General features: G+C 34.2%; 14 protein-coding genes. 4 read left to right on the top strand and 10 right to left on the bottom strand.

Annotated elements, in window-relative coordinates; translation table 11 throughout:
* Positions 1 to 58: 58 nt before the first annotated feature.
* Positions 59 to 1024, bottom strand: a complete 966-nt coding sequence (locus tag ACKX2A_RS19270) for an NAD-dependent epimerase/dehydratase family protein (RefSeq protein ID WP_415326565.1) — start codon at positions 1022 to 1024, stop codon at positions 59 to 61.
* A gap of 90 nt (positions 1025 to 1114) precedes the next feature.
* Here ACKX2A_RS19270 and ggt point away from each other — a divergent pair, with 90 nt between their 5' ends.
* Together ggt and ACKX2A_RS19260 are read left to right on the top strand one after the other, a co-directional pair.
* The gene (ggt, locus tag ACKX2A_RS19265) at positions 1115 to 2800 is read left to right on the top strand and encodes a gamma-glutamyltransferase (protein ID WP_415326563.1); all 1686 of its coding nucleotides are present in this window, start codon (positions 1115 to 1117) and stop codon (positions 2798 to 2800) included.
* Positions 2801 to 2937: 137 nt separating this feature from the next.
* Positions 2938 to 4218, top strand: a complete 1281-nt coding sequence (locus tag ACKX2A_RS19260; protein WP_415326562.1) for a dicarboxylate/amino acid:cation symporter — start codon at positions 2938 to 2940, stop codon at positions 4216 to 4218.
* A 213-nt stretch (positions 4219 to 4431) separates the two neighbouring features.
* On the opposite strand, the gene ACKX2A_RS19255 is transcribed toward ACKX2A_RS19260, so the two are convergent.
* From ACKX2A_RS19255 to gyrB, 7 genes are all read right to left on the bottom strand, one after another.
* Complete coding sequence (locus ACKX2A_RS19255; protein WP_415329503.1) at positions 4432 to 5283, bottom strand: diacylglycerol/lipid kinase family protein; 852 nt, start codon at positions 5281 to 5283, stop codon at positions 4432 to 4434.
* A 45-nt stretch (positions 5284 to 5328) separates the two neighbouring features.
* Entirely contained in the window at positions 5329 to 6141 is an 813-nt protein-coding gene (locus ACKX2A_RS19250; protein ID WP_415326561.1) for a DUF3298 domain-containing protein, read from the bottom strand.
* An 87-nt stretch (positions 6142 to 6228) separates the two neighbouring features.
* Positions 6229 to 7056, bottom strand: coding sequence for an RsiV family protein (locus ACKX2A_RS19245; protein WP_415326559.1), 828 nt, complete (start codon positions 7054 to 7056; stop codon positions 6229 to 6231).
* A 77-nt stretch (positions 7057 to 7133) separates the two neighbouring features.
* The gene (locus ACKX2A_RS19240) at positions 7134 to 9068 is read right to left on the bottom strand and encodes a DUF3857 domain-containing protein (RefSeq protein WP_415326557.1); all 1935 of its coding nucleotides are present in this window, start codon (positions 9066 to 9068) and stop codon (positions 7134 to 7136) included.
* Positions 9069 to 9070: 2 nt separating this feature from the next.
* Complete coding sequence (locus ACKX2A_RS19235) at positions 9071 to 10963, bottom strand: DUF3857 domain-containing protein (protein WP_415326555.1); 1893 nt, start codon at positions 10961 to 10963, stop codon at positions 9071 to 9073.
* A 139-nt stretch (positions 10964 to 11102) separates the two neighbouring features.
* Positions 11103 to 11981, bottom strand: coding sequence for a hypothetical protein (locus ACKX2A_RS19230; protein ID WP_415326554.1), 879 nt, complete (start codon positions 11979 to 11981; stop codon positions 11103 to 11105).
* Between the two features lie 142 nt (positions 11982 to 12123).
* Positions 12124 to 14058: a DNA topoisomerase (ATP-hydrolyzing) subunit B gene (gene gyrB, locus ACKX2A_RS19225; RefSeq protein WP_415326553.1), complete on the bottom strand. Its 1935-nt coding sequence runs from the start codon at positions 14056 to 14058 to the stop codon at positions 12124 to 12126.
* A 231-nt stretch (positions 14059 to 14289) separates the two neighbouring features.
* Between gyrB and ACKX2A_RS19220 the strand changes: the two genes are divergently transcribed.
* Positions 14290 to 15633 (top strand): cytochrome ubiquinol oxidase subunit I, encoded by a 1344-nt coding sequence (locus tag ACKX2A_RS19220; RefSeq protein WP_415326552.1) that lies wholly within the window; start codon positions 14290 to 14292, stop codon positions 15631 to 15633.
* Positions 15630 to 16634: a cytochrome d ubiquinol oxidase subunit II gene (locus tag ACKX2A_RS19215; protein WP_415326551.1), complete on the top strand. Its 1005-nt coding sequence runs from the start codon at positions 15630 to 15632 to the stop codon at positions 16632 to 16634. Before ACKX2A_RS19220 ends, ACKX2A_RS19215 begins: the two co-directional genes overlap by 4 nt.
* A gap of 120 nt (positions 16635 to 16754) precedes the next feature.
* Here ACKX2A_RS19215 and ACKX2A_RS19210 read toward each other — a convergent pair whose 3' ends face one another.
* Together ACKX2A_RS19210 and lysS are read right to left on the bottom strand one after the other, a co-directional pair.
* Positions 16755 to 17579 carry an OmpA family protein gene (locus ACKX2A_RS19210; protein ID WP_415326549.1) on the bottom strand — a complete coding sequence of 275 codons (825 nt, stop codon included), beginning with the start codon at positions 17577 to 17579 and terminating at the stop codon, positions 16755 to 16757.
* 107 nt (positions 17580 to 17686) lie between these two features.
* Positions 17687 to 19384, bottom strand: coding sequence for a lysine--tRNA ligase (lysS, locus tag ACKX2A_RS19205; RefSeq protein WP_415326547.1), 1698 nt, complete (start codon positions 19382 to 19384; stop codon positions 17687 to 17689).
* Positions 19385 to 19571: the final 187 nt, after the last annotated feature.

Raw genomic sequence — 19571 nt, 5'->3', positions numbered from 1 at the left:
AATAAATTAAAAATCAGATGTTAAAATATATTTTAATTAAACCTTAACTTTAGATAGATTAATTTTTACCTAATTTTACTTTAAGATTTTCAATCATATCTTTTGTCATTTCAGAAATTCCGAAATCGTATGTTAAACCCCAGTCTTTTTTTGCTACGGAGTCATCAATTGAAGCCGGCCAAGAATCTGCAATCTGTTGTCTGAAATCTGGTTTATAATCAATTTTAAACCCTGGAATTTCTTTCTTGATTTCTTCCGCTAATTCTTTTGGAGTGAAAGACATTCCACCCAAATTATAAGACGAACGAACGGTCAAACTTTCTTTCGGAGCTTCCATTAACTTCAATGTTGCGTTGATCGCATCGTCCATATACAACATCGGCATTCCTGTATTCTCAGAGATGAAACTAGTATATTTTCCTTCTTCTATTGCTTCGTAGAAAATCTCAACCGCGTAATCAGTCGTTCCTCCACCTGCAGGAGTTTTCCATGAAATCAAACCAGGATAACGGATACTTCTTACATCTACTCCATGCTTATCGAAATAATATTCGCACCACTTCTCTCCTGCCATTTTTGAAATTCCGTAAACGGTTGTAGGATTTAATACCACATCCTGCCCCACGTCATGTTTTGGAATACCTTTTCCAAATACAGCAATTGAACTTGGCCAAAAAATCTTTTGAATAAGTCCTTCTTTTGCTAATTCACAAAAGTGAAGCAATGGCTCAAGATTTAATTTCCAGGCGAAAATAGGCTGCTTTTCTGAAGTACCGGACAATAATGAAGCCAAATGGTAAACTGTCGTAATCTCATAATCTTTGATCACCTGTCTTACCAGCTGTGAATTTGTGACGTCCATCCTTTCATAGTGACCGGCAGAAGTAATTCCCTTTTGCCATCTGTCGAGACCAGATGCCACCACATTATCTGCGCCGTGAATTTCAACAAGCCTGTTCGTAAGTTCGGTGCCGATTTGTCCTAAAGCACCTGTAATAAGTATTCTTTCCGTGTGGGGTTCCATTTTTACTTTTATTAGTTGATGAAAAGCAAAAGTAAATATTTTGCACACTATCTTAAAACAAAATTGTAAATTCGGTTATAAAATTTCAAAATGAAAAAGATTATTATTTCACTAATTCTAATTTCCACCACATTATCAGCACAATACACCGACATAAACATTGTGAAAGAAGTTAAAGTAAAAAATAAAGGTGTAGTCGTTTCCGCACATCCATTGGCGAGTGAAGCCGGTGCAAAAATCCTGAAAATGGGAGGAAATGCCTACGACGCCATTGTTGCGACTCAATATGCTTTAGCGGTCGTTTATCCTCAGGCCGGAAATATTGGAGGTGGTGGATTTTTGGTGGGTGTAAAAAATAACGGTGAAAAATTTACCATCGATTATCGCGAAACTGCTCCTAAAAAGGCAACTCACAACATGTACGTCGACAAAAACGGAAAAGCCAACACAGATCTATCCCAAAACGGAAGATTGGCAGTCGGAATTCCGGGAAGTGTAGCAGGATTTTTCGCAACTTTAAAGCATTGCAAACTTCCTATGGATCAATTAGTTCAACCTGCAGTTGATTTAGCAGAAAAAGGATTTGCCATTACCGAGCAGGAAGCGAGTTTATTAAATTCACACAAAGAATATTTCCAAAAGCACAATCAATCTTCAACTGTTTTCATTAAAGATACTCCATGGAAAGCAGGTGATCTTTTAATTCAGAAAGAACTGGCGGAAACTTTAAAATTAATTCAAAAACAAGGCTTAAAAGGCTTTTACGAAGGAAAAACCGCCAACCTTTTAGTTTCAGAAATGAAAAAAGGAAACGGAATTATTACTTTAGAAGATCTCAAAAACTATAAAGTTGCCGAAAGAAAAGCTTTAGAATTCGATTATAAAGGAAATAATGTCGTTTCTATGCCATTACCTTCCAGCGGAGGAATTTTATTGGCTCAGATGCTTAAAATGGCGGGTTATGAAAATTTAGAAAAATATCAGCAAAATTCAACGAAAGCTGTTCAAATTATGGTGGAAGCCGAAAGAAGGGCTTTCGCTGATAGAGCCGAATATATGGGTGATCCGGATTTTATTCAGGATAAAACTTCGTATTTAATTTCTGATGATTATTTGAAAAACAGATGGAAAAATTTCAATTTTAATAAAGCTACACCAAGCTCGGAAGTTGGAAAAATTATAAATCAACCTAAAGAATCCACACAAACAACCCATATTTCAGTGATCGACAAAGATGGAAATGCAGCGGCTGTTACCACAACTTTAAATGGTTTATACGGAAGTAAAGTCGTTGTTTCCGGAGCGGGATTTTTCTTAAATAATGAAATGGACGATTTTTCTATAAAACCTGGCGTTCCCAATATGTTTGGGGCTGTTGGCGGTGAAGCGAACTCGATTCAGCCGAACAAAAGAATGCTTTCTTCGATGACTCCAACAATTGTTCTGAAAAACGGAAAACCTTATATGGTTGTGGGAACTCCGGGTGGAACAACAATTCCAACATCTGTTTATCAATCGATTGTAGATGTTGTTGATTTTAAATTGAATGCCAATATTTCTGTTAACGCTCCTAAATTTCATCATCAATGGCTTCCTGAAACGGTTGCTTTTGAAAAGAATTTTCCTGAGACAACTATTAAAGATTTGGAAAAACTGGGTTATAAAGTTGAAAAATGGAACCAAATCGGGAGAACAGAGATGATTTTGATTGATGATAATGGTAATATTCATGCGGTTGCGGATGGTCGCGGAGATGATTCTGTAGCAGCGGAATAAAATAACTTTACTAAACCTTGAAGGTTTAGAATGATAAAGTTTCGGCGCGGCTGAAAGCCGCGCCGAAACTTTTCCTGACTTTTGTCATATTTAAAAGCAAATTTTACTAATTTTCGTTTTTTAAAATCAACAAACTTTTGAAAGCGAAACAACTTTACAAACAACTTTATTTTCAAGTAATTATAGCGATCATTGCAGGGATTCTGTTGGGCAGATTCTATCCTGAACTGGGTGAAAAAATGAAACCTCTAGGCGACGGATTCATCAAATTGGTAAAAATGATTATCGCTCCTGTGATTTTCATTACCCTTACTTTAGGAATCGCACATATGACCGATCTTAAAAAAGTCGGGAAAATTGCCATTAAAGCAATGATCTATTTCATTACATTTTCAACTTTAGCATTAATTATAGGTTTAGTTGTTGGAAATATTTTACAGCCTGGTCATGGTTTAAATATCGATCCTTCTACCCTTTCCGGCGATGTTTCACAATATCAGCAGAAAGCTCACGAAACAACACTTACAGGTTTTATCATGAATATTATTCCTGAAACATTGTTCAGTCCGTTGGTTGGAGAGAATATTTTGCAGGTACTTTTGGTCGCGATTTTAATGGGAGTTGCGTTGGTGTTAACAAAAGAAAAAAGTCAGAAAGTAACCGAATTTTTACAGGATCTTTCCACTCCTGTATTCAAGATCGTTCATATGTTGATGAAATTAGCACCTATCGGAGCATTCGGCGCAATGGCTTTTACTATCGGAAAATACGGACTTCATTCAGTTTTAAATCTCATCTTTTTAGTCGGAACATTTTACATCACTTCTGCCCTTTTTGTAGTTTTGGTTTTGGGAGCTGTAGCTTGGTACAACGGATTCAATATCTTTAAACTTTTATACTATCTTAAAGAAGAATTATTACTTGTATTGGGTACAAGTTCCTCAGAATCTGCACTCCCGGGAATTATGGAAAAGATGGAAAAAGCAGGTTGTTCCAGAGCCATTGTAGGTTTGGTTGTTCCTACAGGGTATTCTTTCAACTTGGATGGAACTAATATTTACATGACTTTAGCCTCACTTTTTATTGCTCAGGCACTAAATATTCATCTTCCGATTGAAAAACAAATCATGTTGTTTTTGGTAGCCATGTTGAGCTCGAAAGGTGCTGCAGGAGTTACCGGAGCAGGATTCGTGACTTTAGCTGCAACATTGGCGGTTGTTCCGGAAATTCCAATTGCCGGAATGACTTTGATTCTAGGAATCGATAAATTTATGAGTGAATGTCGTGCTCTTACGAACGTTATCGGAAATTCTGTAGCAACCGTTGTTGTCGCAAATTGGGAAAAACAGTTAGATAAAGAACAGCTTCAATATTGTTTGAATCATCCAAATGAGATGGAGAAGAAATTAGAAGTTTAATTTTTTTGAAGCTATTTCCCGCTCTCCGCACTCGCTATTTTTTTTTTAGGTTTCGGCGCGGCAGCGAAGCTGCCGCGCCGAAACCTAAAAAAAAATGAGCTCAAACAAATGCTGCGATCGGGGCTAGAAAAGTTAACTGTCAATGGGTGAATCGTTAATTTTTTAAATCTTTAAATTGATAACAAAATGGTTAGCAATTTACTATTCACGTTTTTAAACCAAAATGTTCAAACTCGAAGGCTGCACTTTCACATGAATTGGAGATTTTATTTTATTAAATTCCCCGTCAAGGTGCCAGTTTTTAGTATTTACTTTAAATTCAATCTCAGAAACAGGAAGATAAGTAACGTAATCATCGTCCTTTAATCTTTTCGTAAACATTCTAAAAGCAAAAAGCGCAGAATATGTTAACGGAAATTTTTTCACCAAAACCATATCAACCAATCCATCACTTTTGCTGGCTTGTGGTGCAATGTAAGCATTATTTCCAAACTGGCGCGTGTTGGCAATATTTACCATTAAATATTTTCCGTTATGTTCCTGATATTTTTCATCAAAAAATTTAACCTTAATTGGTTTATAGTTGAAAAATGTTTTGAGAGAAACCTTAATATAATTTTTAAATCCGCGGTCAGTTTTTTCAAATTCCTTTACCACTTTGCCATCGAATCCTGTTCCTGAAACATTGATGGAAAGTTTACCATTTACCGTGAAAGTATCGATCTTTCGGGAATTTTTAGTCTTGATTTTTTCTAATAATTCATCCAGATTTTTATTGAATTTAGTTTCATTAGAAAAACCATTTCCCGAACCGGCAGGAAAAATTGCCAAGATTTTGTCTGTATTAATAAGATTTGCTGCAATCGTTGAAATAGTTCCGTCACCTCCAATTGCGACAAAAATGTCCACATCATTAAAATGCTTTTGAATGAATTCATCCGTTCCAAGAATCGATTCTGAAATATAGTACAACGGATTTTGCACTTTATTTTTCAGTTCATTGAGAAACGGCTGATAATTTTTTTTCGCCGAAAAAGGATTAATGATGAAGGCTACTTTTTCCATTCCTGCAAAATTAAAAAATGCTTCCTGATTTGAAAGCATTAATTTTTATTTAATTTTCATTCTTTGCATAAATTCTGGTTTTAACGTTCCTTTCAGATCGTCCCAAGAAACAGGAATGATAATATCTCCAATATCATAATTTTCCGTCAATTGATTCATATTGTAATGAAAATAAAGATTATTATCGTCAAAGTAAAAATTATTCGTCACAGGAACCGATAATGAAGATAATATTTCATAGGCTTTCGAATCATATTTCTGCATTTGTTGCATCATTGTGGTTTTACTCAAATTTACTTTTATCAAATCAGCAAGTTTGGTTTCGGACATCGCCGTAATATCGGAAATTACCATTCTTTTATGATTTTTCAAATCAAAAACCTTTTCTTTATAACGATATACATCTTTATTTCCTTCTTCTGATTTACTATCATAATACTGAATGTAGAGATAATCATTTTTATTAAGCTTTAGATTCATTTGAGAAACATATTTCCAATCTTGTCTTGATTTTAATTTTGAAAATTTTACTATTTTCTTACTATTTTCAATTAAATCTTTCTTTTCTTTAACCAAAAATTTTTGTAATCCACCTTTAGAAAAATCAGTAATATTTTTATTGGAATAAATACTATCGAGCAATTTTTTATCATTCAAATTAGGAAATAAAAGAAGCTGAGCAGAATATTTCATTGACATTGAATCGGAAATTTTTATAGAGTCCTCTTCGATCACGGAATCAATAATTAATTTTGAGGGATTATCAGCTTGTACATTATTATTTTTAAACTCAATTTCCTTACAGGCAAAAATTATACATAACAACAATATCATCCATATGAATTCTTTCTTTTTCATCTTTTAAAAGTGTTTTTGGTCTTTTAAGATGACTCAAAAAATGTTCCAAATAACAAAAAAAGCCTCCAAAATGGAAGCTTGTCTTATTTACTTTATATTCATTCTTTTTTTAAACTCAGGAGTAAGCGTTGCCTTTAATTCTTCAAACGAAATTGGAATTGTAATGTCTCCCGCAGCGAAAGCCGTAATTTCATATGGGCTGTAATGGAAATACAAGTTTTTATCATCGAAATAAAAGTTCGCAGTTGGCGGAATTATATCTTCCAGAAGCATATCAGAATTGTTAATCTCTCCATTTTCGTCCGTTGCACCTCCATTCATTTTATTAATATTTTTCTTTAATAAAGTTTCCAGTTGCTTTTTCGACATTGATGTAATATCCTTTAATTCAACTTTTTTATTGTTTTTTAAATCAAAAACCCTTTCAGAAAAACCAAAATTATCATGCGCTCCACCAGAATATGAACCCCAAGAATATTCGATATGCATATAATCATTTTTATTAGAAACCATCGTCATTCCCGAACTTTCATACCATTCTAGTGAAAATCTTATATCAGAAATAAAATCTTTGCTGTCGTTTTTAACTGATTTAAAATAATCGGCTTTATCTTTTTCTAAAAATTTCTGCAATCCCTGTTTAGAATAATCTGTATTTCCTTTTATGTTAAAATAAATACTGTCTAATAATTTTTTATCTTTTATCGTTGGAAAAACCAATAATTTGGAATCAAATTGCGCAGACAAAGAATCAGCAATTTTAGTAGAATCTTCAATCTTTACTGAGTCAACAACAAATTTTTCAGGTTGTGCTGTTTCAACTTTATCTATGTTCTGAATATTTTTATCAGGTTTATTACAAGCCGAAACAGCAAAAAGAGAAGACAGCGCCAAAACAGCGATTGTGTTTTTCATAATTTTTCATTTTCTTCTTATATGCAAAAACCATTCAAAAAATGAATGGTTTTAAAATTATTTCAAAAAATTTTCAACTATTGCTTTTTCACTAAACTGATCACCTGATTTTCCTGTTTCGAAGCAACACCCCATATTTGTTTAAATGCAGGATAATATTCTTTCGGATAATCCGGACTCATAATCTTCGTTGTGGAAGTCAGCTCAATGGTATTTCCTTTTTGTTCTGCCATGTAACTGTACTCGATTTCCTTATCATCCGTAACGATTTTTTTATTCTTTGGCATTTCTTCAATTACATAACCCTCAGGAATTTCCAAAATCACTTTTTTCACTTTTGTAAAAGGAGAGACAAAATCAATCAGATATTTTCTCTCTTCGGTTTGGTCGAATTCATTTGAATTTTTATTTAAAAACAACATCGGATTGATAATCATTTTCTTTCCGATCTTATCAATAAGATTGTCTGATGTAAATTTCATTGTGCTTTCAAAATCGCCATTATCAAGCACTTTAGAATCAATATTCGTAAAATCTATCGTGAAATTTTCTTTGTATTGCTTCTTATATTTTTCAGCATTATCATCATAATTTTCCTTAGCAAACATGGCATAAGTTCCGGTATCTTTATCCGAATATGTTCCAGAAATACTTCCATCATCATTGATTTTTGCATTAGCCGTCAGATATGTAAAACTCGTTTTTGCATTCACCATCGACAATTGCTGAACTTTTTCTTTCGCTAATAAAACCCCAAACTGATTCCAGTCTCTTGGCGGTAATTGATCGACTGAAGATTGTTTTGCAGTCGCATCATATATATGAAAACCGTCTTTTGTTTGGATCGCTGCAATTACAAAATTTAAGTTTGAAACATTTGGCGAAGCAATATTAATTATCCCATTACTTACTGTAGAAATCGCAAGAGGATCTGCTTTAAGACCAGCTTCACGAAGCAACATTACCAAAAAAAGATTGATTTCTGCCGCGTTTCCTGTTTTAGTTTCAATCATTTTTTTTATTCCGTCTTCGGTGTAAATTCCTCTATCTTTGTTCCAAGTAAAGGTATTTTTCACATAATTGAAAATCGCGTTTGCTTTTTCCAACTCATCAGAAATCCCGGAAATATTTGCCGGCATATTTTCTTTTGCCAACTTCGTTTTTTTCAATTCGCCACCGAAATCTTCGTGGTCATATAATCTCTGCTTGATTTGTTCCCATGAAGAAGAATATAATTTAAGTTCTCTAAAATTCGTTGAATGTAGCTCTGCACTTATTTTTGTTCTATAATTTCTATCATTGCTTACAAATTTTTCAGTTTTAAAACCTTTTACATTTTCATAACCGAATCTGTAAGTTCTGTAGCTTGTTCCGTACATCATTTTTTCCTCAACAACACGATGTTTCGGAGTTAAAGAACCTGTATAATTAACATTATAGGCAATATTAGATGGGCTATCCAAAACATATTCTGTATACAAGGAAGGTGTATCGGTCTCGATCAGAATTTCAGGTACAACGTACAAAAAAGGAGACGTAACTTCATACTGATACTCGATAATTGAACCGTTTTTCACGTTTGGAAAAGCAAATTTCGTAATCGAATAATTTTTGCTTTCCTTACTTTTATATTTAGAGCTTTTATCTACTTTTGTTGTAACAGCAGCTCCATTTTCAAGATTGTAAGTATATGCTTTGATTTTTGAAATCGTTTCCTGATCGCTTCCACTTTGATACAACGGAATTTCAAGATTCAACCAATCTTCGGCTTTATCTTTATCATAAATTTTAATTCTGTAAAACGTATTTTTCACCAATGAACCTGTGTTGTTATCAATACTGAAATGAACAGATTTATATAAAATTTCCGCCGATGCATTTTCATCTAAAGCAGATTTTTGCTTGGATAAATCTGCATCATTGAATTTTGGAGGATCAAGAAATTCATGTTTTTGTGCCTCAATGAAAATAAAACTCACTGAACAAATGGCTACCATTAAGATCTTTTTCATGCTTAGATTTTAGAAATTAAAATTTTAGAGTTATCGATGTTAAGAGTTTTTTTTCTGAAATTGATGTAATCGTTGTATTTTTCCTTTGGATACAGTCCTTTATTGATTCTGATAGTTCTGTTTACCTTTAATTCTTCACCATTTTTCACGAAACTTAATTTATACGTTCCAAATTCTGAATTGAGCGTAACATTTTCAGGAACTTCATCAATTTTATAGCTTTTTGGAAGCGCAAAAATGATTTCGTATTCGTCTTCAAAAGACTGTCTTAATTCAAATGGTAATTCTCTGTTTTCTTCAGTTTTATAAATATTATTTGAATAAATAGGAACTGCTCTGAAAATCAAACTACTTCCCGCATTTTTAGAATAATTATTTGCTTTAAAATCAAGATCGAATTTTGCAACAGCATTATCTTTATCATTTAGAAAGTTTTTCATTTCAATCTTTTCAAAATGAAGAACATCTAAAAGATTTTTCACAGCTTCGTTTCTTTCTTTCGGATCAAGATGGGTAAGCGCCATGTTGTTATCATACTGAATTCCTGTATAAGAAAAATTTCCTTCTCCTAGAATACTATTATCTTCGTTAAGTTTGATCTTAAGTTGCTGTTTTTCTTTACTTTGTTCAGCAGAATATGATGGAGTTTCAATTAATTCAATTCCATTTTTTCTGATAGAAAGAACATTTCTATCTGTCGTACTGTAGCTTAAATGATTGAAAGCTATTTGCTGAGAAGTATTTTCAAGCCAAATATTTCCCTTATCCGTCGGAACCATCAAAATGACATGATTTCCACCCATTTTCGGAAAATCTTTATCAAAAGAAACCGGTGAAGACCCAGAATTTATCACCGAATAATAAGACGGAATTCCAGCTTCATCCAGTAAAGTTTTCATATAATTCGTCAAACCTTTACAATCTCCATAACCTTTTTTCTGAACCTCATCCGGAAGCATCGGCTGCCAACCGCCAATTCCCAATGCTACAAAAATATATCTTGTTTTCGTCTGCATATATTGGTAGAGCTTTTTCACTTTTTCTTCGGTTGTTCCTTGTAAATTTAAGGCTGCAACTTCTGCTTTAATCGCGGGAGTAGATAAGGAAACAGGCTGCAAAATACTGTTGTAATACCAGGTTCCGAAATCGCTCCAATTATTGATTGTTCCTTGCTTACCTTCAAGATTGAACTTTGTTAAAGCAAAGCTTACTTTTGGTAAAATTTTTACAGGTTGTGGCAACAAAAACGCATCATCAATCGCAGGAACATTTTTATAAGTAAACGTTTTTTCACCTGCATTATCACTTTCTGTTACCGAAGTATAATTGTATTTTGAAGGATATGTTTTTGATTTAAGCTCAATTCCAGACTTATTGATAATTTTCATTTGCGCTTCTTCCAGTGAAACATTTGTTGATCTGAAAGGCACAAAATCTGGCAAGAAAACAGTATTTTCTTCACCAATCTGATAAGAAAATTCAACCGTATAAGGATATTGAGTCGGAGTAAATGACAAAGCCATTACTCTGTTATTAGAATAAAAAGTTCCCTGATTGTTATTGGCAAAATCACCAAAATCCGACTTCGAATAGGATTTTATTTTTTTTCCTGACTCGTCATAAAGCGTAACTTTTACATCAGAAATATTATCACCTTTTTCGTAAGGAATAGCAACTATTGCTTTTTCGTCTCCGTCTTTATTTAAAACAGTTGTGACAGTGGTAAACTGATATTTAATATCATTAATTGAATTGATCTGAATCGTCGTAAGATCTTTTCTGATAACCGCATCAGCATTTTTTTTCAGATTTTCAGGAATCGCAGAAACAGGATAGCTCTGCGCATAATATAAAGAGGCTATCGAAAACGCCCCGATACATAGGATTTTCATCATGGTTATTAAAATTTAGCAAAAATAATGAAATCTTATAACTTTTGAAAGTTATTTTTATTGTATTAAAAAGACTTCACATTCATTAAAACAAAAAAGACTTCATTGCTGAAGTCTTTTTTGTTTTAAGTTTTAATTTTAACTATTTCAAACGTTTTACAGAGAAAAAACCTATTTCAGCTGTTCCTACACTTGTTGATGCTAATCCTCTAATTTTTAAAAGAGCTGCGTTACTAGCAGTAAGTCCATTTTGTGTCTGACGCACACAGAACGAATACGTCTTAGAAGGACTTAAATCCATAGCTGCCTGATAACTGATATCTTTAACATCACCATTCTTCATTCCATCTATTGTATAGATACTAAAAGCGACCCAAGTGTTATCAGTATTATTATACAAACCATAATAGAAATTACCATTTAAAACATTATCGTTCTGATTTTGTATCGGAAAGTTCATTCCAATCATATAAGTACCGCTGTTCTTTACAGTAAATGTATTTCCACTTGCTGTTCCTGTAAAAACATTATAATTATCGATTAGTTTATTTCCAATATTCCCTACCTGAGCAAGAGAAGATGGATTTGTAATTGGCACTACCCAATCATTTGTCATTCTTGCAGATATTTCCTGAGCTACCTGTATTACACCATTAATCATAATAACGGTACCAGTTCCATTCATTAAATTTGTATCAATTCCTGGAGTTAATTTCCAAACCGAACCGTCAAAATAATAAGTTCCCGGATTTTTAACATTAACTGTCTGTCCTGCAGGTGCTGAATCTCCAACCGTTACGTATACAGATGCTCCTGTCTGAGCCGCAGTATATGTTTTAGCTCTTAATTGATCCCCTGTAAGTCTAGGAGGAATAATACCGTCTAAGCTTGAAGCAATTGTTGGCTTACCTGTAACATCTAATGAAGCCTGCGGAGTTGATGTGTTGATTCCTACTTGCGCGTTTGCAAAAGAGTATGATGCCGCGATAGCGACGATCACCATAAGTGTCATTTTTTTCATCCCGTGTGTTGTTTTGTTGTGTTTTTCTGGGTACAAATGTAGAAATATTTTTTATATTTCAAAACATTTTTAAAAAATTTAACATTTTTTATCAAAAAAGCTCCCAATTGGGAGCTTTCAGTTTTTTATTATTTAGTTTTAATTATGCATCAATTTTAGCATATTTAGCATTCTTCTCAATAAATTCTCTTCTTGGAGGAACTTCATCTCCCATCAACATAGAGAAAACACTATCAGCTTCAACGGCGTTATCGATTGTTACCTGTTTCAAGATTCTGTGTTCAGGATTTAGCGTTGTTTCCCAAAGCTGCTCAGGGTTCATCTCTCCAAGACCTTTGTAACGCTGAACTTCTACTCCTTTTCCGTCCGGAGACATTTCTAAAGTAAACTCTTCACGCTCTTTTTCGTTGTAAGCATATTGCTTTTTATTTCCTTTCTTTAATAAATATAAAGGAGGTTGAGCAATATAAATATATCCGTTCTCAATCAGTTCCTTCATATATCTAAAGAAGAAAGTTAAAATTAAGGTTGAGATGTGAGAACCATCGATATCGGCATCGGTCATGATTACGATTTTGTGATATCTCAATTTAGCCATATTCAAAGCTTTAGAATCTTCTTCTGTACCAACAGAAACTCCAAGAGCTGTATAAATATTCTTGATCTCTTCGTTATCATAAACTTTATGAAGCATCGATTTCTCGACGTTCAAAATTTTACCTCTTAATGGAAGGATCGCCTGAAAGAATCTGTCACGACCTTGTTTTGCCGTTCCACCTGCGGAATCTCCCTCTACTAAGAATATCTCTGATTCTGCCGGATCTTTTGAAGAACAATCTGAAAGTTTACCAGGAAGTCCAGAACCTCCCATCGGAGATTTTCTCTGAACCATTTCACGAGCTTTTTTCGCAGCTTGTCTAGCTTTTGCAGCCAATACAACTTTCTGCACAATAATTTTTGCTTCGTTCGGGTTTTCTTCCAGGAAATTGGTCAACATCTCCCCTACAATTTTATCAACAGCACCAGAAACCTCGGAGTTACCTAATTTAGTTTTTGTCTGTCCTTCAAACTGAGGTTCCATTACCTTTACAGAAACAACCGCAGTCAAACCTTCACGGAAGTCATCCCCAGTAATTTCTACTTTTTCTTTTGCAGGAAGTCCTAGTTCGTCTGCATATTTCTTCAAAGTTCTCGTTAAAGCACGTCTAAAACCTGCTAAGTGAGTACCTCCTTCGTGAGTATTAATATTATTAACGTAAGAGTGAAGATTTTCGTTAAATGAAGTATTATAACGCATCGCCACCTCAACAGGAATATCATCTCTTTCACCTTCCATGAAAATTACGTGTTCCATAATCGATTCACGATTTCCGTCGATGAAAGCAACAAATTCTTTCAAACCGCCTTCAGAGTGGAAAACTTCAGATTTGAAAGAACCGTCTTCTAGTTTTTCTCTTTCATCTGTAAGGGTAATTGTAATTCCTTTATTAAGATAAGAAAGTTCTCTCAAACGACTTGCCAACGTATCATAATTATAAACTAATTCCGTAAAAATAGTATCATCCGGCTGGAAAAACTGTTTTGTTCCTCTCTTCTCGCTATGACCGATTTCTTCAACCTGAGTTTGCGCCTTACCTTTAGAATATATCTGCTGATAAATATTTCCGTCTCTATAAACAGTAGTCACCATTTCGTTGGAAAGTGCATTTACACACGATACCCCAACTCCGTGAAGACCTCCGGAAACTTTATAAGAATCTTTATCAAATTTACCTCCGGCTCCAATTTTAGTCATTACAACCTCAAGAGCGGATTTTTGTTCTTTTTCGTGGAAGTCAACCGGAATACCTCGGCCATTATCCATAACCTCGATTCCGTTTCCTTCTTTAATAGCAACGAAGATCGTGTCGCAGTACCCTGCCAATGCCTCGTCTATAGAGTTATCTACTACTTCATAAACCAAATGATGGAGACCTCTTACTCCCACATCACCAATGTACATTGAAGGACGCATACGCACGTGTTCCATTCCTTCCAATGCCTGAATACTACTAGCTGTATATTGTTTCTGACTCATATCAAATATTAAAAATCTTGCCCAATGCAAAGACTTACAAATATCGTGATTTTTTTCGAGGTATGAAAGTTAAAATATGTCAAAAAATGATAGATTTTAAAAGTTAAAACACACAATTTTTAATATAAAAAAGATCAAAGTTAAAATCTATAATTTAAACCAACACTGTTGTAAATCATACCAGACATCTCTAATTTATGCGTAAATTTATTTACTCAAAAATTGATATTTATGGACGACTTTCTTGCAGCTCGTGCACAAATGGCGATGTCACTCGGTTTTCATATCATCTTCTCTTGTGTTGGTATGGTAATGCCTTTTTTGATGGCTTTCGCTCACTGGAAATATTTAAAAACGAAAAATGAAGTTTACAAAGGACTCACCAAAGCCTGGAGTAAAGGTGTTGCAATACTTTTTGCAACAGGAGCTGTTTCCGGCACAATGCTTTCCTTTGAGCTTGGACTTCTTTGGCCTGAATTCATGAAGCATGCCGGACCCATTTTCGGAATGCCATTTTCTTTGGAAGGAACCGCTTTCTTCATTGAAGCTATTGCCATCGGATTTTTCCTTTACGGATGGGATAGATTCAATAAATGGTTTCACTGGTTTTGCGGATTTTTGGTTGGTTTAAGTGGTTTAGCGTCGGGGATTTTGGTTGTTGCTGCGAATGCCTGGATGAATTCACCTGCCGGATTCGATTATGTCGACGGACAATATTTAAATATAGATCCTATAAAAGCTATGTTTAATGAAGCTTGGCTTCCACAGGCTTTGCATATGACGGTTGCTGCATTTTGTGCGACAGGATTTGCTGTTGCTGGAGTTCATGCCTATTTAATTATGCGAAAAAAGAATGTAGAATTTCATACTAAAGCATTCAAAATTGCGGCTGGATTTGCTTTAATCGGAGCATTTGGAGCACCGTTGAGCGGTGATGTCGCTGCAAAATCTGTTGCTGAAAGACAACCTATAAAATTAGCAGCAATGGAAGCTCATTTTGAAACAGAAAAAGGAGCTTCTTTCGTGATCGGTGGAATTCCTGACGAAGAAAAAGGTGAAATAAAATATGCTGTAAAAATACCGAAGGTTTTAAGCTTTTTAGTGAGTAATGATTTTAATTCTGAAGTAAAAGGTCTGAAAGATTTTCCTAAAGATGAATGGCCTCCAATTGCCGTGGTACACTACTCTTTTCAGATTATGATCTTTTTTGGAGTCGTGATGATTATCATAGGAATGGTTTATTTGTATGCTACATTTTTAAAAAAAGAATGGTTGACGAAAAATTGGTTATTAAAAACATTTTTAGCTGCTACTCCTTTCGGATATATCGCTTTAGAAGCAGGTTGGACAGTCACTGAAGTTGGTCGGCAGCCGTGGATTATCTACGGAATCATGAGAACCGCAGATGCCGTAACACCAATGCCAGGAATTCAGTATTCATTTTACTTTTTCACGGCTATTTTTATTTCCTTATCATTAATTATCGTATTCCTTTTGAGAAGACAAATACAAATGGTTCCGAGATTGTACGATCCAACCGATGCTGAATTTAACACTAAAAACAAAAAATCATGATTTACGTAGTTATAGGTTTTCTTTGGCTTTCGATCTGTCTGTATATAATTTTGGGCGGGGCTGATTTTGGTGCAGGAATTGTGGAACTTTTCACTAAAAAAAGGGCACGTGATAAAACGAAAACCATTATGTATGAATCGATTGCACCTGTTTGGGAAGCGAATCATATGTGGTTGATTATTGCGATTGTAATTTTGTTCGTCGGTTTTCCTCAAATTTACACGACCCTTTCGACTTACCTTCATATTCCGTTGGTTTTAATGTTAGTCGGAATTATCGCAAGAGGAACAGCCTTTACTTTCAGACATTACGATGCGGTAAAAGATGATTGGCAACATGTTTACACGCAAATATTTTATTTTTCAAGTTTATTGACTCCTTTTTTCTTAGGACTAATCGCTGCTGCAACGGTTTCGCATTCGATAAATCCTGATGCAACGAGCTTTGTAGACTTATATATATTCAGTTGGCTGAATTGGTTCGGAATTGCAGTCGGGTTATTTACTGTTTCTATTTGCGCTTATCTGGCTTCCATATTTGCTTTAAGAGAAACAATCGACCGTTTGGAATTGGGTTTAATGATTAAAAAATCAAAACAGACCATGATTTTTGTAGTGATTACAGGAATTTTAGTGTTTTTAACGGCTTACTTATCAGATATTCCACTGGTAATGTGGGTTTTCTCAAAACCATTGGGAATTATGGCTACTGTTTTTGCAACCATTTGTCTTTTTCTGATTTTGAGAGCCATGAATACCAGAAAATTGCTTCCGGTAAGAGCTTTAGCAGGTTTTCAGGTGATTATGATTTTGGTTGCGGCAACGTATCAGCACAATCCAAACATCATTCTTTTTGCCAACGGTGAGCATCTTTCTTTGCTTGAACATGTCGCTGCTCCGAAAACAATTTCTGCCTTAGGATGGGCTTTGATGTTGGGTTCTTTATTTATTTTGCCGTTTTTGTTTTATTTAATGTTTTCATTTAGTAAACAGAGAAAATAATAATCTGTTTAAATTAAGTTGAAGTTGCAATGAAATTATCCTTAACACAATGCCCACAAAATTATATCAAAAAATTCTTTGTTATCGTCGAGTTTAAAATAAAATTTAACAAGTTCCATTTCACTTTTTAAGCAAAACAATTTCAACTCTCCTATTTTTTGTAAGATCATCTTCTGTTTTTTCGGGATAAACAACAGGATTAAGATGTCCTTGTCCTGTTACTTTTATTCTGTTTGAATTAATTCCTTGTTTTACTAGATATTCTTTGATGGCATTGGCTCTCGTCCAAGAAAGATTGAAGGTTTTCAAATCGAGATCTTCGCCATCAAAATTATCGTAATCGCAGCAAATATGTCCTTGTAATTCGACCTCAACATTTGGATTATCAATTAAAATAAAAGATAATTTCCTTAAAGTTTTTTCCGCGCTTGAAAGCCAAATATGACGACCTCCAATGAAGTTGACATTTGGAAGCGAAAAGGTTGCTCCAACCTTCATATCAGAAATTTTCATACTGAAAAAACTGGCAAATGCGACTCCTGATTTTCGTTCTCCAGAAACAAAAATTTCATCAATGAATACATCTACTCTTCTATTTTTTCCTCGAAGTTCTGCCGTACTGTTATCGTTAATTTGCTTTTCTTCTCCCAACCCAATTGTACTTTCCAGCTTGATGTTATTTCCAACCTTTTCTTGTAAATATTTGCTGACCGTTCTCGCACGATTTTCCGATAAAATTTTATTATATTCCGAAGTTCCAGAAATATCACAATTCCCAAAAATCCTGAATTTCAAATTGCTTTTTAATTGAATTAAACTATCCAACTTCCGCTTAGATTCTTGATTTAGCTGATAACTGTCGTGCTCAAAATACACAGATGTCAGCATCTGTGCTGGAAAGGTTGCACAAATGAAAAACAACAGAAATAAATGAGCAGATTTCATCGATTTTAAGTTTTATAGAGAACGGGAAATTTCCAATTATCGTTTGTGTAATAAAAAAATCCTGAAAACAAATTTCAGGATTTTAATTTATATTTTGTTTAAAATTTTTACACCAATTTCATCAAAACATTTTCATCAATTTTTTCCACTTTCACCAAATTATTTTTAGTTAAAAGTTTTGATGCTTTGTCCCATTTTTTACCGGAAAGTTTAGACTGATCTTTCACTTCTGCTAAAGAAATCTGTTCTCCTGATTTTAAGATTTCAAGAATAATTTTCTCATCTTCTCCCAATTCAATCTGAGGAACTACCTTTTCGGGTCTCATTTGAGGGAAGAATAATACTTCCTGAATTGATGCATTATTCGTTAAGAACATGATTAATCTATCCATTCCGATTCCTAATCCTGAAGTTGGCGGCATTCCATATTCAAGGGCTCTTAGGAAATCTTCATCGATGAATTGCCCTGCTTCATCATCACCTTTTGCAGATAATTTCAACTGCTCTTCAAAACGCTCTCTCTGATCGATCGGATCGTTTAACTCAGAATAAGCGTTCGCGATTTCTTTACCACAAACCATTAATTCAAAACGTTCTGTAAGACCTTCTTTGCTTCTGTGCTTTTTGGTAAGTGGCGACATTTCGATCGGATAATCTGTAATGAAAGTCGGTTGAATGAAGTTCCCTTCACATTTTTCACCAAAAATTTCATCAATTAATTTACCTTTACCCATCGTTTCGTTTACATCGATTCCGATAGATTTTGCAAAATCGAATAATTCTTGTTCCGTTTTTCCTGTAATATCAAAACCTGTGAATTTCAATATCGCATCGGTCATAGAAATTCTTTCATAAGGTGCTTTGAAATCTACTTTATGTTCACCAAAAGTAGCTTCTGTAGTTCCGTTTACCTGAATGGCGCAGAATTCCAACAATTTCTCTGTGAAATCCATCATCCAGTTGTAATCTTTGTAGGCTACATAGATTTCCATTGCTGTAAATTCCGGGTTGTGCGTTCTGTCCATCCCTTCATTTCTGAAGTTTTTCGAGAATTCATAAACCCCGTCGAATCCACCAACGATCAATCTTTTCAGATATAATTCGTTTGCAATTCTTAAATATAACGGAATATCTAAAGCATTGTGATGCGTAATAAAAGGTCTCGCAGCAGCTCCACCTGGAATCGATTGTAAGATCGGAGTTTCAACTTCAAAATATCCTGCATCGTTGAAGAAAGTTCTCATTGCATTAAACAATTTTGTTCTTTTCACGAAAATTTCTTTCACTTGAGGATTTACCGTTAAATCTACATAACGCTGTCTGTATCTAAGCTCAGGATCGTTGAATCCATCATGAACGATTCCATTTTCATCTGTTTTCGCCTGAGGAAGAGGTCTTAATGTCTTAGTTAGAAGAGTAAAATTCTTGACTAAAACTGTTTTCTCACCAACTTGAGTCGTGAACAGCTCTCCTTCTACACCGATAATATCTCCTATATCTAAAAGGTGTTTGTAAACTTCATTATATAAAGTCTTGTCTTCACCTGTGCAGATTTCATCTCTGTTAAAATACACTTGAATTTTCCCTGTAGAATCCTGCAGTTCCGCAAAAGAAGCCTTCCCTTGAATTCTACGAGACATCAATCTTCCTGCAATCTTCACCTGTTTACTCTCAGAGAAATCCTGTTTTATAGATTCTGTAGTATCTGTAATTACATATTCATCTGCAGGGAACGCGTTGATTCCCATTTCAACAAGCTTATTCAGCTTTTCTCTTCGGATTATTTCCTGTTCTGATAATTGCATTTTTCTGTATTTCAATAAACGTGCAAAGATAACGGTTTTTATAGGTATGAGTCAAAAAAATATTTTAAGTTTTAAATAAATATTAAATTATAGATACTCAGAAATATTAAATCAACTTTAATTAACATTTTAGAATAATAATTCACACAACTTGGCATTATTTTAGCTCTCTCTTAAACCCCATAAA

This window comes from Chryseobacterium sp. MMS23-Vi53 (assembly GCF_047651245.1).
In the GTDB taxonomy this organism is placed as follows: domain Bacteria; phylum Bacteroidota; class Bacteroidia; order Flavobacteriales; family Weeksellaceae; genus Chryseobacterium.
The sequence above is the reverse complement of the archived record's forward strand: the minus strand, read 5'-3'. Positions and strand labels throughout refer to the sequence as shown.